This window comes from Streptomyces amritsarensis (assembly GCF_001953875.1).
Lineage (GTDB): Bacteria > Actinomycetota > Actinomycetes > Streptomycetales > Streptomycetaceae > Streptomyces > Streptomyces amritsarensis.
The window spans coordinates 29,345-45,867 of record NZ_MQUR01000015.1 but is presented as its reverse complement, the minus strand read 5'-3'; the positions used below and the strand labels follow the sequence as shown (position 1 = coordinate 45,867).

Below are 16,523 nucleotides of genomic sequence, written 5' to 3'. Positions count from 1 at the left end.
CGGGTGTGCTCGGTGCTATGCCCTCGGCCCCCTGCCGGAGGCAGCCCGCAGCACTGCCAGCTTCAGCCAGGAGGTGCCTTCCGATGGCACAGGCAATGCGGTCCCCTCAGATCTCCCTGCTCTCCACCGACGGAAAGCCCCACCCGCTGCAGGACGCCCTGATGGCGGTCACCCTGACCCTCGGCGCCGTGGCGTTCGTCACGGCCTTCTTCCACAACCTGCATCTGATCAGCTCGTGGGCCGGGCTGATCGGCATCCTGACCGGCGCGTACGGACAGTTCGTCTCCGTCACGACACGCGAGCGCTTCGCGCTGATCATCGGCCTTGGCGCGTCTGCCATCGGCTTCTACCTCGGCATGTTCCACGGCGGCCTCTTCGGGGGCTGACCGGGCCGCCCGCGGCACCTCCTCGGCAGGGCGCCGGCCGAACACCGGCCCGGGCCCACGGCCCGTCCCCCAGAAGGGTGGCGCCCCTGTCGCAGTAGGCTTCGCGCCATAGCCAGCGAAGCCGCCGAGGAGACGCCCCGCATGAGCCTGTCCCTGAGGACCATCAGCCGAGAGCAGCATCTGGGTTACCTCCAGAGCCTGCCCTCGGCGAGCCACTGCCAGGTCCCGGCGTGGGCCGACGTGAAGAACGAGTGGCGTTCCGAGAACCTCGGTTGGTTCAACGAGTCCGAGGAACTCGTCGGAGCGGCACTCGTGCTCTACCGCCAGCTGCCCAAGGTGAAGCGCTACCTCGCCTACCTCCCCGAGGGCCCGGTCATCAACTGGTACGCCCCGAACCTGGAGGAGTGGCTCCAGCCGATGCTGGCCCACCTCAAGCAGCAGGGTGCCTTCACCGTGAAGATGGGCCCGCCCGTCGTCATCCGCCGCTGGAACTCGGCCGCCATCAAGGCCGGGATCCAGGACCCCGACGTCAAGCGCCTGCGCGACGTGGAGGCCTCGGTCATCGAGCCGCGCGCCTTCGAGGTGTCCGACAAGCTGCGCCGCATGGGCTGGCAGCAGGCCGAGGACGGCGGCGCCGGCTTCGGCGACGTACAGCCGCGCTACGTCTTCCAGGTACCGCTCGCCAACCGCTCGCTGGACGACGTCCTCAAGGGCTTCAACCAGCTGTGGCGCCGCAACATCAAGAAGGCGGAGAAGGCCGGCGTCGAGGTCGTCCAGGGCGGCTACGACGACCTGCCGACCTGGCAGCACCTCTACGAGATCACGGCCGAGCGCGACAAGTTCCGCCCGCGCCCCCTCAGCTACTTCCAGCGCCAGTGGACGGCCCTCAACTCCGAGGACCCCAACCGGATGCGCCTGTACATCGCCACGCACGAGGGAGAGCCGCTGGCCGCCGCCACGATGCTCACCGTCGGCCAGCACGTCTGGTACTCGTACGGCGCTTCCGCCAACCACAAGCGTGAGGTCCGTCCCTCGAACGCGATGCAGTGGCGCATGCTGCGCGACGCGTACGCACTCGGTGCGAGCGTCTACGACCTGCGCGGAATCTCTGACACGCTGGACGAGAACGACCACCTGTTCGGTTTGATCCAGTTCAAGGTCGGTACCGGCGGCGAAGCCGTCGAGTACGTCGGCGAGTGGGACTTCCCGCTGAACAAGGTGCTGCACAAGGCACTCGACATCTACATGTCGCGTCGCTGACCCACCCCCAGATCCACCCGCTTTCCCCGCACAGTCCCGCTGCACCAGGCAGCTTCACAGGAGAGGTTCCGGACGGGCATGGCGCTCACGCTCTACGTCGACACCGCGCGCTGGCGTGCGCACCAGAAGCAGGTCCAGGACCAGTTCCCCGGGATGGTCCCGGTCTGCAAGGGCAACGGCTACGGCTTCGGGCACGAGCGGCTGTGCGAGGAGGCGACCCGGATGGGCGCCGACGTGCTCGCGGTCGGCACGACGTACGAGGCCGCCAGCATCAAGGACTGGTTCGGCGGCGACCTGCTCGTCCTGACCCCGTTCCGCCGGGGCGAGGAGCCGGTGCCGCTGCCGGACCGGGTCATCCGCTCGGTGTCCTCGCTGGAGGGGGTCCGCAGCCTGGTCGGTGCCCGCGTGGTCATCGAGTGCATGAGTTCGATGCGCCGCCACGGCATCTCCGAGCAGGACCTCGGCCAGCTGCACGGCGCCATCGAGGACGTGCGGCTGGAGGGCTTCGCCCTGCACCTGCCGCTGGACCGCCCGGACGGCTCGGACGCCGTGGAGGAGGTCATCGGCTGGATGGACCGGCTGCGTGCGGCCCGGCTGCCGCTGCACACCATGTTCGTCAGCCACCTGCGGGCCGAGGAGCTGGCACGACTCCAGCAGCAGTTCCCGCAGACCCGCTTCCGGGCCCGCATCGGCACCCGGCTGTGGCTGGGCGACCACGAGGCCACCGCCTACCGCGGCTCGGTACTCGACGTCACGCGTGTGGCCAAGGGCGACCGGTTCGGCTACCGCCAGCAGAAGGCCGCGTCGGACGGCTGGCTGGTCGTGGTCGCCGGCGGTACCTCGCACGGTGTGGGCCTGGAGGCCCCGAAGGCGCTGCACGGTGTGATGCCGCGTGCCAAGGGTGTCGCCCGGGCGGGCCTGGCCACGGTCAACCGGAACCTTTCGCCGTTCGTGTGGGCGGGCAAGCAGCGCTGGTTCGCCGAGCCGCCCCACATGCAGGTGTCGATCCTGTTCGTGCCCGCCGACGCGACGGAGCCGAAGGTCGGCGACGAGCTGGTGGCGCACCTGCGCCACACCACCACGCAGTTCGACCGGATGCTCGACTCCTGAGCCGTCCCGGTCAGTCCTTGGGGCCGGCGCCCCAGTCGACCCGCTGTCCCTCCGAGGGCGTCGCGTACCGCGGCGCCCTCGCTGCGTCCGACATCACGAACACGTCCTCGGCGCCGTCCAGGATGCCCCCGGAGGGGTCGTCCGAGCCGTCCCGCCGTACGACGTCGTGCTCCGGGTACAGGATGTCGCGGACGACGACGGCGCACAGGTACAGCGTGGCGAGCAGGTGGGCCGCGATCGCGAGCTGGTAGCCCTCCACGGGCAGGCCCTGGTGCTTGTCCCCGCTGTTGATGTAGGCGAGGTAGAACCAGATCCCGAGGAAGTAGGCGACCTCTCCGGCCTGCCAGACCAGGAAGTCGCGCCAGCGCGGCCGGGCCAGCGCGGCGAGCGGGATGAGCCACAGCACGTACTGCGGCGAGTAGACCTTGTTGCAGAGGATGAAGGCGGCGACGACCAGGAAGGCCAGCTGGGCGAAGCGCGGGCGGCGGGGGGCGGTCAGGGTGAGGAGTGCGATGGCCCCGCACAGCAGGAGCGTCAGCCCGGTCGCGTACGTGTTGGCGTCGTGCAGGGGGTTGCCGGAGCGCTGGGAGATCAGCAGCCAGACGGAGCCGAAGTCGATGGGCCGCTCCTGGCTGAAGGTGTAGAACTTCTTCCAGCCGTCCCAGGCGAAGTACATGACGGGAAGGTTGACCACGAGCCAGGCTCCGGCCGCGCCGCAGGCGGCCAGGCCGAAGTCGCGCCACTTGCCGGCCCGCCAGCAGAGCACGAACAGGACCCCGAGCAGCAGGACGGGGTACAGCTTCGCGGCGGTGGCCAGGCCGATGAGGACGCCGAAGAGGACCGTCCGCCCACGGGACCACATGAGCATGCCGGCCGCGGTCAGGGCGATGGCCAGCAGGTCCCAGTTGATCGTCGCCGTCAGGGCGAAGGCGGGTGCGAGCGCGAAGAGCAGGGCGTCCCAGGGCCGGCGGCGGTGGGTGCGCGCGACGCACACGGCGATGACCGCGGCGCAGGCCATCAGCATGCCCGCGTTGACCATCCAGTACATCTGCTCGCGGTGCTGCATCGAGCCGCTGCCGGGGGTGAGCCAGGAGGCGATCTCCATGAAGAGCCCGGTGAGCACCGGGTACTCCAGGTACTCCATGTCGCCGGGGAGCCGGTCGAAGTAGGGCGTCAGGTTGTCGGCGAAGCCCCGGACCGCGTACAGGTGCGGGATGTCGGAGTAGCAGGCGTGGGTGTACTGCGAGGACGCACCGCGGAACCAGGCCCACTCGTAGCAGGGCAGCTTCTGCACCATGCCGAGCGCGAACATGCCGATGGCGATGAGGGCCACGACGCGCACCGGTCCCAGCCAGTGGCCGCCGAGGCGGGCGTAGCGGCCGATCGGGCCGCCGATGAGCTCACTGCCGGCTGCGGCGACCTCGTCCTGCTGCGTGGGCAGTACGGGGCGGTCCTGGTGCACCTGGGTCATGGGGGTCATCCTGCCGTACGGGACCGGGAACGGGGGAAGGCCGCCGCACAGCGTGTGCGACGGCCTTCCGGGCCTTCGGGGGACGGTGGAGCGGATCAGTCCACCGCGGTGCCGGTGGTCGATCCGGTGAGGCCGCCCGGACGTCCGGGTCTGCCGCTGGGCGACGGGGACGGGGAGCCGCTGGGCCCGCCGATGACCCCTGAGCTGGTGCCGGTGTCCGTGCCCTCGTTGGTGCCGCCGCGCGTGGTGTCCGGGTCGCAGTACAGCTCCCACGGCTTGCACGGCCGGCCACCGCCCGTGGACGGGGACGGAGACGGCGGCGGCGAGCTCGGCGGGAGCGACGACGGGGACTGGGACGGCGTGACGGGTGCCGCGGGGGTGGGGGAGGGGGCGCCGGCGGAGTCGGCCGTGACGCCGATGTCCTCGGCCTCCGGGAACTGCTTGACCGGGGTGCCCTTGAGGGCCTCGGCCATGTACTCGGTCCAGATCTCGGCAGGGATGTCACCACCGTGCAGGGAGGGGATGTCGCCCACGCCCTTCATGGAGATCAGCTTCTTCTCCGCCGAGTTGGGGTCGGTGCGGAAGAGGACCACGGAGGTGGACAGTTCCGGGGTGTAGCCGACGAACCACGCCGACTTGTTCTCGTCCGTGGTACCGGTCTTGCCCGCTGCGGGCCGGCCCAGCTTCTTGGCCTTCTTGCCGGTGCCGTTCTCGATGACGTTCTCCAGCACCTTGGTGACGTTGTCCGCGACCGCGTTGTCCATGGCCCGCTGGTCCTTGGGCGGCTCGAAGCCGGACAGCTTCTCGCCGTCCTTGTCGACCGCGGTCACGGAGTACGGCTCGCGGTGCATGCCGGAGGCGGCGAAGGTCGCGTACGAGTCGGCCATGCGGATGGCGCTGGGGGTGGAGGTGCCCAGGGCGAAGGAGGCGTCGTTGTTGGGGTTGATCGACTCCTCGAGGATGCCCGTGGACTTCGCGACGTTCTTGACCTTGTCGTGGCCGACGTCGAAGACGAGCTGGGCGAACGGGACGTTGATGGACTTCTCCATCGCCTCGTTGAGGGTCACGTACCCGAAGGGGGTGGGGCTCTCGTTCTTCTGCCTGAACGGGTTGCCCGAGGAGTCGCGCAGCGGCTTGCCCTCACGGTTGTTGATCACCGTGAGGTCGTTCGCCTGGTACTTGCTGTCGACCGAGATGCCCTTGCCGTTGGAGTTCTGTGTGCCGTACTCCATGGCCGCGGCCAGCACGTACGGCTTCCAGGTCGAGCCGACCGGGACGCCGCTGGTGTTGGCGTTGTTGCTGAAGTACTTCTTGTCCCAGCCCGGGCCGCCGTAGAGGGCCACCAGCGCGCCGGTCTTCACGTCCACGGAGGCGGCGCCGAACTGTACGAAGGTGTCGGTGTCCGGGCGCTTCTTCTCGTCGATCAGCCCGGCACGGATGTCCTCGACCGCCTTCACCATGGCTTCCACCTTCGGCTTCTCGAAGGTGGTTTTGATCCGGTAGCCGCCCCGGGCCATCTGCTCGGCGGTGATGCCCTTGGTCTTCATCACGTACGCCTTGGCCGTGTCGACCATGTAGCCGATCTGGCCGGTCATCCCGCGGGCCTGCTCCGACTCGACGAGCGCGGGGAACTGCGTGTGCTTCGCGCGCTCCGCCGGGTCCATGCGGCCGACCTCGACCTCGCGGTCCAGCACCCAGGCCCAGCGCTTCTTGGCACGGTCCGAGTTGAGCTCGGGAGTGGCGGCGGCGCCGATGCCGCCGTCCGGGTTGTAGAGGTTGGGGCCCTTGAGCACGGCCGCGAGGAAGGCGCACTCGGATGGGTTCAGGTCCTGGCTGTCCTTGCCGAAGTAGGCGCGGGCCGCGGCCTGGATGCCGTAGGCGTCCCGCCCGTAGTAGGCGGTGTTGAGGTATCCCGCGAGGACCGTGTCCTTCTCCTCCTTGACACCCAGCCTTATCGCGATGAAGAGCTCGGTGACCTTCCTCTTGAGCGTCTGGTCGGAGTCCAGGTACGTGTTCTTCACGTACTGCTGGGTGATGGTCGAGCCGCCCTGGGTGGACCCGCCCGTGCCCATGTTCCACACGGCGCGGGCGATGCCCATCGGGTCCACGCCCTTGTCGGTCTCGAAGGACTCGTTCTCCGCCGCGATCACGGCGTCCCTCATCGCCTGGGGGATGCTCGAGATGGGGACGATCTGCCGGTTCATCGAACCGCCCGTCGCCACCATCTGGCTGCCGTCGGCCCAGTAGAAGACGTTGTTCTGCGCCTCGGCCGCCTTGTTCGGGTCCGGCGTGTCCACCATCGCGATGCCGATTCCGGTACCGGCGATGATGACCGAGAAGAAGCCCAGTGCGGTGCCGGAGACCAGCTTCCAGGAGGGCACGAAGCGCTTCCAGCCGTCCCGGTCGGACCGCGGGTAGTTGATCAGCCGCTTGTCCGGGCGGCCGGCGCCGCGCGCGCTGCCGGCGCCTCTACCGCGGCCCGAGGCCCCTCTTTGCGCGGCCCGGCGGGCATCGGCGCGGCTGCCCTGGGCGGGCTGTTGTGCGTACGGGCCGCTGTGCGACGCGGTGGAAACGTCACGTCCGGCACCCCTACCGGGGCGCTGCTGGGCGGCGCGGCGGGCGGAGGCCCGCCCCCCGCCCTGGGGCTGCGGCGGTTTGCGGCGGTGCTCGCTCATCGAACGACTACTCCTCGGGCAGGCGAGTGGCCTGGAAGCGGCAGATGAATTCCGGTTCCCCCCGGTGTCATGGCGCACAGACTACGCACGCTCAAAACCCGACCAGTGCCGAAGTTCACCCCAAATCAGGCAACCTGCCTGGTGCGAATCGGTGATGTGATGCCGGTCACCATGTCTCCCCTTGTCGATGGAGGCGGCCCGTTCTATCGTCTGGATGTATCGAGCCGATACATCAGCTCGACATAAAGACTCAGGGGTGGAGGAGAGGCAGGCGGATGAGCAGACGCTCCGGCATCCTCGAGTTCGCCGTCCTCGGACTGCTCCGCGAATCCCCCATGCACGGCTATGAGCTGCGCAAGCGGCTCAACACCTCGCTGGGAGTGTTCAGGGCCTTCAGCTACGGGACGCTCTACCCCTGCCTCAAGACGCTCGTCGCCAACGGCTGGTTGATCGAAGAACCGGGCAACGCCCCGGAAGACGCTCTCGCCGCTTCACTCGCAGGGCGCCGCGCCAAGATCGTCTACCGGTTGACGGCCGCGGGTAAGGAGCGCTTCGAGGAGCTCCTCTCCCACACAGGCCCCGAGACCTGGGAGGACGAGTCCTTCGCCGCCCGCTTCGCCTTCTTCGGCCAGACCGAACGAGACGTGCGCATGCGGGTACTGGAGGGCCGCCGCAGCCGGCTGGAGGAGCGCCTGGAGAAGATGCGCGCATCCCTCGCTCGAACGCGGGAGCGCCTCGACGACTACACGCTTGAGCTGCAGCGGCACGGCATGGAGTCCGTGGAGCGCGAAGTGCGCTGGTTGAACGAGCTCATCGAGAGTGAGCGGGCGGGACGGGATCGCAGACGATCCGGTCCGTCCGACGAAACCGAAAAATGAGGACTGCAGCTTGCAGGCCTCGTCCGAGAACAAACAGGGAGCAACCGGAATGGGTTCGGTTCGCGTAGCCATCGTCGGCGTGGGCAACTGCGCCGCCTCGCTGGTGCAGGGCGTCGAGTACTACAAGGACGCCGACCCGGCGTCCAAGGTCCCCGGGCTGATGCACGTCCAGTTCGGCGACTACCACGTGCGTGACATCGAGTTCGTCGCCGCGTTCGACGTCGACGCGAAGAAGGTCGGCCTCGACCTTTCGGACGCCATCGGCGCCAGCGAGAACAACACCATCAAGATCTGCGACGTCCCGAACGCCGGTGTGACCGTTCAGCGCGGCCACACCTACGACGGTCTGGGCAAGTACTACCGCCAGACGATCGAGGAGTCCTCCGAGGCCCCGGTCGACATCGTCCAGGTCCTCAAGGACCGCGAGGTCGACGTCCTGATCTGCTACCTGCCGGTCGGTTCCGAGGACGCGGCGAAGTTCTACGCGCAGTGCGCCATCGACGCCAAGGTCGCCTTCGTCAACGCCCTCCCGGTCTTCATCGCCGGCACCAAGGAGTGGGCGGACAAGTTCACCGAGGCCGGTGTCCCGATCGTCGGCGACGACATCAAGTCGCAGGTCGGCGCCACCATCACGCACCGCGTGATGGCGAAGCTGTTCGAAGACCGCGGTGTCCGTCTCGAGCGCACCATGCAGCTCAACGTCGGCGGCAACATGGACTTCAAGAACATGCTCGAGCGCGACCGCCTCGAGTCGAAGAAGATCTCCAAGACGCAGGCCGTCACCTCGCAGATCCCGGACCGCGACCTGGGCGACAAGAACGTCCACATCGGCCCGTCCGACTACGTCGCGTGGCTCGACGACCGCAAGTGGGCCTACGTCCGCCTCGAGGGCCGTGCCTTCGGCGACGTCCCGCTGAACCTCGAGTACAAGCTCGAGGTGTGGGACTCCCCGAACTCCGCCGGTGTCATCATCGACGCCCTGCGCGCCGCGAAGATCGCCAAGGACCGCGGTATCGGCGGCCCGATCCTGTCGGCGTCCAGCTACTTCATGAAGTCCCCGCCGGTCCAGTACTTCGACGACGAGGCCCTGGCCAACGTCGAGAAGTTCATCAAGGGCGAGGTCGAGCGCTAGTCGAAGCCCGCGAGTCCTGTCGACACCTGGACTTCGGCTGTTCTTCCGCGGAGGGTCCCCGGGCAATGTGCCCGGGGACCCTCCGCGTATGTGACCCTTTCCCTCATGCCTGTCGTACGTGATCTGCGCGTACTCCTGCGCCTGAGAGACTTCCGCAACCTGCTCGCCGTACGGCTGCTCTCCCAGGCGGCGGACGGCGTGTACCAGGTCGCGCTCGCCACCTACGTCGTCTTCTCCCCCGAGAAGCAGACCTCGCCGGCTGCCATCGCCTCGGCCATGGCGGTACTGCTGCTGCCCTACTCGGTGATCGGCCCGTTCGCCGGAGTGCTGCTCGACCGCTGGCGCCGCCGCCAGGTCTTCCTCTACGGCAACCTGCTACGGGCCTTCCTCGCCTGCATCACCGCGGTGCTGATCGTCGCGCACGTACCCGACTGGCTGTTCTACGCCTCGGCGCTGTCCGTGACCGCGGTCAACCGCTTCGTCCTGGCCGGCCTGGCCGCCTCGCTGCCCCGCGTCGTCGGAGCCGATCAGCTGGTCACCGCGAACGCACTCTCCCCCACTGCCGGGACGCTCGCTGCCGTGGCAGGCGGAGGGCTGGCCCTCCTCGTCCGGCTGCTCGCGTCCGGCTCCAACGCCCTCGTCGTGCTGCTCGGGGCCGGTCTCTACCTGTGTGCGGCCCTCGTCTCCCTACGACTGGCCATCGGGCTGCTCGGCCCCGACCACTCCGCAGGGCAGGCCCACCCCTCGGTGGCCCAAGGCATCGCCCTCACCGTGCGGGGCATGGCCGAAGGCCTCCGGCACCTCGCCGCCCGGCGTCAGGCGGCCCGGGCGCTCACCGCGATGACCGTGATGAGGTTCTGCTACGGAGCCCTGTTCGTCATGCTGCTGATGCTCTGCCGCTATGCCTGGTCGGACAGCGAGGCCGAGGGACTCGCCCTCCTGGGCATCGCGGTCGGCGCTTCCGGGGCAGGATTCTTCGCGGCCGCCGTCGTCACCCCGTGGATGGTGGGGCGGCTGGGGACCCTCGGCTGGATCACCGCCTGCGCCGCCGGCTCTGCCGTCCTGGTACCGGCCCTCGGCCTGTTCTTCGCCCCGGGTCCGATGCTGGTCGCCGCGTTCGTCCTCGGCCTCGCCACCCAGGGCGCCAAGATCTCCACCGACACCGAAGTGCAGTCCCGCGTGGACGACGACTACCGCGGCCGGGTGTTCTCCGTCTACGACGTGCTCTTCAACGTCGCGTTCGTCGCAGCGGCGGCCGTGGCCGCGCTCATGCTCGCCGCCGACGGGCAGTCCGTGGTCCTGCTCCTCTGCGTGTCCCTGCTCTACGGCCTGACCGCGGTTCTGCTCGGCCGGCGCCGCCGATGTTTCACGTGAAACATCGCCCGAGGCCGGTCCGCCCGGGTGCCGATGTTTCACGTGAAACATCGGCACCGCACCGGCGGATCAGTTCTGGGACGCCCACCACTCCTTGAGCGCGGCAACCGCGGCGTCATGCCCCATGGGGCCGTTCTCCAGCCGCATCTCCAGCAGGAAGGCATAGGCCTTGCCGATCACCGGCCCGGGGCCGACGTCCAGGACGCGCATGATCTCGTTGCCGTCCAGGTCGGGCCGGATGGCATCCAGCTCCTCCTGCTCCTGGAGCTGTGCGATGCGCTGCTCCAGCCCGTCGTAGGTGCGGGAGAGCGCGTTGGCCTTGCGCTTGTTGCGCGTGGTGCAGTCGGACCGCGTCAGCTTGTGCAGCCGCTCCAGCAGCGGCCCGGCGTCCCGTACGTAGCGCCGCACCGCGGAGTCGGTCCATTCGCCGTCACCGTAGCCGTGGAAGCGCAGGTGCAGCTCGACCAGCCGGGACACGTCCTTGACCATGTCGTTGGAGTACTTCAGCGCGGTCAGCCGCTTCTTGGTCATCTTCGCGCCCACCACTTCGTGGTGGTGGAAGGAGACCCGGCCGTCACTCTCGAAGCGGCGCGTGCGGGGCTTGCCGATGTCGTGCAGCAGGGCAGCGAGCCGCAGCACGAGGTCCGGGCCGTCCTCCTCCAGCGCGATCGCCTGCTCCAGCACGATCAGCGAGTGGTCGTAGACATCCTTGTGCCGGTGGTGCTCGTCACTCTCCAGCCGCAGCGCGGGCAGCTCCGGCAGGACCCGGTCGGCCAGCCCGGTGTCCACCAGCAGTCCCAGACCCCGGCGCGGGTTGGCGGACAGGATCAGCTTGTTCAGCTCGCCCTGCACCCGCTCCGCGGACACGATCTCGATGCGGTCCGACATGGCCTTCATCGCCGCCACGACCTCCGGGGCGACCTCGAAGTCCAGCTGCGCGGAGAACCGAGCCGCCCGCAGCATGCGCAGGGGGTCGTCGGAGAAGGAGTCCTCAGGGGTTCCGGGGGTGCGCAGCAGGCCGGCGGCCAGGTCCTCCAGGCCGCCGTGCGGGTCGATGAACTCCTGCTCGGGCAGGGCCAGGGCCATCGCGTTGACCGTGAAGTCACGGCGCACGAGGTCCTCGTCGATCGAGTCGCCGTAGGAGACCTCCGGCTTGCGCGACGTGCGGTCGTAGGCCTCCGAGCGGTACGTCGTCACCTCGATCTGGAAGGTCCGCACGGCATCAGCGACGCGCGCGTTCTTCTGGGCCCCGACCGTGCCGAAGGCGATGCCCACGTCCCAGACCGAGTCGGCCCACGGCCGGACGATCTTCAGAACGTCCTCGGGGCGGGCGTCGGTGGTGAAGTCGAGATCGTTGCCGAGACGCCCGAGCAGCGCGTCGCGTACGGACCCGCCGACCAGGGCGAGGCGGAAGCCCGCCTCCTGGAACCGGCGGCCGAGCTCGTCGGCGACGGGAGCGACCTGCAGCAGTTCACTGACCGCGCGGCGCTGCACCTGACTCAGGGCACTGGGGTTGTCTTCATTGGCGTTCGGCACAACTGAAAAGGGTACGTGCCCGGCCCACCGGAGACCGCCCCGTTTATCGGCGACCCCGGTACGCGGCCGCCGCGGCGCTGTGCCGATCATGTGGAGCAAGGGGCGGCACTCGCACACAGCGCACCTCGTTACCATTCGTGGACGCACAAAAGACGACCACTGACACTTCTAGGGACGGGCTAGCGCGTGGCCGAGGCGGCAGACATCCAAGGGGCGTCGCCCGCCCCTGTCCGGCGCCGGTGGCTGCGGCGCGCGATCGTCCTGCTCGCCGGGACCCCCGTGCTGGCCGCCCTCGTCTACGCCCCCGCCCCGCAGGCCGAGGCCGTGCAGGCCTCCTCCGTCGACGTGCAACTGGTCTCCATGGCGCCGAGCGCCCCCGTGAAGGGCGACACCCTCACCATCGAGGGCACCGTGGTCAACACCGGGTCCGAGACGATCACCGACGCCCACGTCGGCCTGCGGGTCGGCCCCGCGCTCACGGACCGGTCGTCCATCGACGAGACGGCGGACCGCAACGGCTTCCGGGCCGGCACCGACCCCGGCGAGATCGACTCGGCCTACGCGGTGAAGATCGCCTCCCTGCCGTCGAAGGTCACCCAGAACTTCACGCTCACCGTCCCGGTCAACAAGCTCGAACTCGACAAGGACGGCGTCTACCAGCTCGGTGTCTCCCTGTCCGGGGTGACCGAGAGCCGGCCCTCCGAGCAGGTGCTGGGCATCAAGCGGACCTTCCTGCCCTGGCAGCCGGAGGCCGCCGCCAAGCGCTCCCAGCTCACCTACGTCTGGCCGCTGATCTCCGCCACCCACGTCACCGCCGAGACCGGGTCCGACGAACTCCAGACACCGGTCTTCCTCGACGACTCACTGTCCGAGGAGCTCAAGCCGGGCGGCCGCCTGGAACAGATGGTCACCCTCGGCAGGGACCTGCCGGTCACCTGGGTCATCGATCCCGACCTTCTCTACACGGTCGACGCGATGACCAAGGGCTACCGGGTCCGCGGAACCAACGGAAAGTCCGTCCAGGGCAAGAACAAGGCCGTCGCCGAGCAGTGGCTGAGCTCCCTGGAAACAGCCGTCCAGGGCAAGAAGGTCGTCGCGCTGCCCTTCGCCGACCCCGACCTCGCCTCCCTCGCCCACCACGGCAAGGACGTCTCGGGCACGCTGGGGCAGCTGCGTCCGGCCACGGACAAGGCGAAGAACGCCGTGCAGACCGTTCTGCACGTCCCCGCGTCCACCGACTTCTCCTGGCCCGTGAACGGCGCCATCGACCCCTCGATCGTCAACGTGGCCACCTCGGCCGGTGCCCACAACGTCCTGACCCGCAGCGACAGCCTCGTGGAGACCGGCGCCCTGGGCTACACGCCGTCGGCCGCCCGGCCCATCGGGGCAGGCACCACCGCCGTCGTGGCGGACGCCGAGCTGTCCACCGCGTTCGAGGGCGACATGCTGAACGCCGGGCCCTCCACGCTCGCCGTACAGCGGTTCCTCGCCCACAGCCTCGCCCTGAACCTGCAGAAGACCGACGAGCAGCGCAGCTTCGTCGTGGCTCCGCAGCGGATGCCGACCGTCAGCCAGGCGCGGTCGATGGCCGCCGCCATACGCGGCCTCCAGGGGGGCCGCTGGACGCAGCCGGCGGACCTCGAGGCGGCGGCCGCCGCCAAGCCCGACCCGGGCGCCGCCACCCAGGTGCCGGGCGCCGGCCAGTACCCGGACGACCTGCGCAAGCAGGAGCTGCCGGTTTCTGCCTTCGAGAAGATCCGCACCACGCAGAACACGCTCGACCATTTCAAGGTGATCCTCGCCGCGCCCGACCGCGTGGAGATCCCCTTCGGCAACACCGTCAACCGGGAGATGTCGACCTCCTGGCGAGGCCGCCCCGACGAGGCCCGCCTCTACCGGGACCAGGTTCAGGAGTACCTGATCGGTCTCACCGAGAAGGTCAAGGTCATCCCCAAGTCCGACGCCACCCTGTCCGGACACAGCGCCACCATCCCGGTCAGCGTCCAGAACAGCCTCGTGCAGGACGTGCGCGACCTGGTCCTGCGGGTGAAGTCCGCCAACCCGTCCCGCCTGATGTTCGGCGAGAGCGGCCAGGCCGAGCAGCAGGTCACCGTCCAGGGCGACCACACCCAGACGGTGAAGTTCCCCGCCAACGCCACCGCGAGCGGGCCCGTCGAGGTCACCGCGCAGCTCTTCACCAAGGACGGCATCCCCTACGGCAAGGAACGCCGTTTCACCGTGGAGGCCACCGAGATCACTCCCACCGTGATGCTCGTGATCGCCGGCGGTGTGCTCCTCCTGGTCCTGGCAGGCATCAAGATGTACGCCAGTCGCAAGCGTGTCGCCGCCCGCGCCGCCGCCGAGGAGAGCACGCAGCCGAGTGACGAGTCCCCGGACACCGAACCGCAAAGCACCGAGGGGTCCGGCACGAGTGAGACAGTGGACCGTTGAGCGATGCCGTGGCCGGTCGGCCTGGGGACGATGAGGTGGGGTTTCGATGAACGCGCCGTACGACGGTGACCGCGCGCAGGGCACTGGTGGGCCTGCGCCCTCCCAGGGCACTGCCCCGGGCATGCCGGTGCCCGGGCAGGTTCCCGTGCCTGCGCCCGCGCCGGACCGCGACCCGTATGTCCAGGATGCCTACGACTACGACCCGTACCGGTCCCAGGACCTGTCGGCCCAGGACCCCGTCGACGAGGTCCTCTACGACCGCGCCGCGCACCCTCCGCCGCCGCCCGGCACCTTCCAGGAGCCCGGCCCGCTCTACGCGGCACCGAGTGCGCCCATGTACTCCCCCGATCCGCGCGTCTGGGCCCAGACCCCGCCGCCCGAGCCGGACGGCCCCTCCCGGCACCTGCCGTACGGCGACCGCGCCACCACGACCGAGTTCGTGGGCGTGGACTCGCTCGTCACCCGGGCCTCGGAGGAGCAGCCCGAGCCGGATGCCTTCGCCCACCTCTACCGGGACCAGGAGGCGGCTCCCCGGGCCCCCGCCGAGGACGTTCCCGTCGCCGCCCCGGCCCCGAGCAAGCCCGCCGGACGTGCCGCGAGCCTGCTCAAGTCGAGCGCGCTCATGGCCGCGGGCACGATCGTCTCCCGCATCACCGGCTTCCTGAGAACCCTGGTCATCGCCGGGGCGATCGGCGTCGGCACCTTCAACGACACGTACCAGATCGCCAACACGCTGCCCACGATGATTTACGTGCTCGTCGGCGGCGGCGCCCTCAACGCCGTCTTCATCCCGCAGCTGGTCCGCGCGATGAAGAACGACGACGACGGGGGAGAGGCGTACGCCAACCGGCTGCTGACCCTCGTCGTGGTGCTGCTGGCCGGCATCACCACCATCTGCGTCCTGGCCGCACCGGTGTTCATCACGATGATGTCGCCGAAGATCGCCTCCGACCCGCAGCAGATGGACGTGGCCGTCGCCTTCGCCCGCTACTGCCTGCCCACCATGTTCTTCATGGGCGTCCATGTGGTGCTGGGTCAGATCCTCAACGCGCGCGGCCGATTCGGCGCGATGATGTGGACCCCGGTCCTCAACAACATCGTGGTCATCGCCACCTTCGGTGCCTTCATCTGGGCCTTCGGCGGTTTCACCACCTCCGGTGTCAACGCCACCACCGTCACGCCGGAGGGCGTCCGCCTCCTCGGCCTCGGCACCCTGCTCGGCCTGACCGTCCAGGCCCTCGCCATGCTCCCGTACCTGCGCGACGCGGGCTTCAAGCCGCGCCTGCGCTTCGACTGGAAGGGCCACGGCCTCGGCAAGGCCGCCCGCCTGGCCAAGTGGACGTTCTTCTTCGTCCTCGCCAACCAGGTCGGCCTCGTCATCGTCACCCAGCTCGCCACCTGGGCCGGTTCCGTCGCCGAGAAGCAGGGCCACCCCGGTACCGGCATCACCGCCTACAACTACGCGCTGCTGCTGTGGCAGATGCCGCAGGCGATCATCACCGTCTCCGTCATGACGGCCGTCCTGCCCCGTATCTCCCGCTCCGCCCACGACGGGGACGCCGCCGCTGTCCGCGACGACATCTCCTACGGACTGCGCACCTCTGCCGTCGCGATCGTCCCCTGCGCCTTCGCGTTCCTCGCGCTCGGCGTCCCGATGGCGACCCTGCTCTACGCCGGTTCCGGCTCCGGCGCCCAGAACATCGGCTACGTCCTGATGGCCTTCGGCCTCGGACTGATCCCGTACTCCGTCCAGTACGTCGTCCTGCGCGGCTTCTACGCCTATGAGGACACCCGGACGCCCTTCTACAACACCGTCATCGTCGCCGCCGTCAACGCGGCCGGCTCGGCGGTCTCCTTCTTCGTCCTGCCCGCCCGCTGGGCGGTCGTCGGCATGGCCGCCTCCTACGGTCTCGGCTACGCCGTGGGCGTGGGTGTCGCCTGGCGCCGCCTGCGCACCAGGCTCGGTGGCGACCTCGACGGTGCCCACGTGATGCGCACCTACGCCCGCCTCACCGGTGCCTGCGTCCCGGCCGCCGCCGTGGCCGGCGCGGCCGCCTACGCGGTCACCCAGTGGCTGGGCAGCGGAGTCCTGGGTTCCGCCGCGGCCCTCGTCGTCGGCGGGATCGCCCTGGCGGCCGTGTTCCTCATCGCGGCCAAGCGGATGCGGATCGAAGAGCTCAACGCGATGGTCGGGATGGTCCGCGGACGTTTGGGGCGCTGATGCGCACAACCGTCGCCCCCTTTCGTGTG

Annotated in this window: 11 protein-coding genes; 8 read left to right on the top strand and 3 right to left on the bottom strand. The window is 69.4% G+C overall.

Going from position 1 to position 16,523, the window contains the following annotated elements:
* Positions 1–83 precede the first annotated feature (83 nt).
* From AVW11_RS09500 to AVW11_RS09490, 3 genes are all read left to right on the top strand, one after another.
* On the top strand, positions 84–386 hold the full coding sequence (locus AVW11_RS09500; RefSeq protein ID WP_030839351.1) for a hypothetical protein: 303 nt from the start codon (positions 84–86) through the stop codon (positions 384–386).
* Between the two features lie 141 nt (positions 387–527).
* Positions 528–1,646: a lipid II:glycine glycyltransferase FemX gene (locus tag AVW11_RS09495; protein ID WP_030839348.1), complete on the top strand. Its 1,119-nt coding sequence runs from the start codon at positions 528–530 to the stop codon at positions 1,644–1,646.
* A gap of 78 nt (positions 1,647–1,724) precedes the next feature.
* On the top strand, positions 1,725–2,756 hold the full coding sequence (locus AVW11_RS09490) for an alanine racemase (protein ID WP_030839345.1): 1,032 nt from the start codon (positions 1,725–1,727) through the stop codon (positions 2,754–2,756).
* 10 nt (positions 2,757–2,766) lie between these two features.
* Here AVW11_RS09490 and AVW11_RS09485 read toward each other — a convergent pair whose 3' ends face one another.
* A complete protein-coding gene (locus AVW11_RS09485) occupies positions 2,767–4,227 on the bottom strand; it encodes a glycosyltransferase family 87 protein (RefSeq protein ID WP_030839342.1) in 1,461 nt (486 codons plus the stop codon).
* A 95-nt stretch (positions 4,228–4,322) separates the two neighbouring features.
* Complete coding sequence (locus AVW11_RS09480) at positions 4,323–6,902, bottom strand: transglycosylase domain-containing protein (protein WP_079070416.1); 2,580 nt, start codon at positions 6,900–6,902, stop codon at positions 4,323–4,325.
* 275 nt (positions 6,903–7,177) lie between these two features.
* Here AVW11_RS09480 and AVW11_RS09475 point away from each other — a divergent pair, with 275 nt between their 5' ends.
* The 3 genes from AVW11_RS09475 to AVW11_RS09465 all read left to right on the top strand — a co-directional run bounded on the left by AVW11_RS09475 (position 7,178) and on the right by AVW11_RS09465 (position 10,286).
* Positions 7,178–7,780 carry a PadR family transcriptional regulator gene (locus tag AVW11_RS09475; RefSeq protein WP_030839336.1) on the top strand — a complete coding sequence of 201 codons (603 nt, stop codon included), beginning with the start codon at positions 7,178–7,180 and terminating at the stop codon, positions 7,778–7,780.
* A gap of 49 nt (positions 7,781–7,829) precedes the next feature.
* On the top strand, positions 7,830–8,912 hold the full coding sequence (locus AVW11_RS09470) for an inositol-3-phosphate synthase (protein WP_060177160.1): 1,083 nt from the start codon (positions 7,830–7,832) through the stop codon (positions 8,910–8,912).
* 105 nt (positions 8,913–9,017) lie between these two features.
* Complete coding sequence (locus tag AVW11_RS09465; protein WP_076043757.1) at positions 9,018–10,286, top strand: MFS transporter; 1,269 nt, start codon at positions 9,018–9,020, stop codon at positions 10,284–10,286.
* A 69-nt stretch (positions 10,287–10,355) separates the two neighbouring features.
* On the opposite strand, the gene AVW11_RS09460 is transcribed toward AVW11_RS09465, so the two are convergent.
* The gene (locus AVW11_RS09460) at positions 10,356–11,822 is read right to left on the bottom strand and encodes a CCA tRNA nucleotidyltransferase (RefSeq protein WP_030839326.1); all 1,467 of its coding nucleotides are present in this window, start codon (positions 11,820–11,822) and stop codon (positions 10,356–10,358) included.
* A gap of 186 nt (positions 11,823–12,008) precedes the next feature.
* Here AVW11_RS09460 and AVW11_RS09455 point away from each other — a divergent pair, with 186 nt between their 5' ends.
* Both AVW11_RS09455 and murJ read left to right on the top strand, forming a co-directional pair.
* Complete coding sequence (locus AVW11_RS09455) at positions 12,009–14,273, top strand: DUF6049 family protein (RefSeq protein WP_076043743.1); 2,265 nt, start codon at positions 12,009–12,011, stop codon at positions 14,271–14,273.
* A 46-nt stretch (positions 14,274–14,319) separates the two neighbouring features.
* Positions 14,320–16,494, top strand: a complete 2,175-nt coding sequence (murJ, locus tag AVW11_RS09450) for a murein biosynthesis integral membrane protein MurJ (RefSeq protein WP_030839320.1) — start codon at positions 14,320–14,322, stop codon at positions 16,492–16,494.
* Positions 16,495–16,523: the final 29 nt, after the last annotated feature.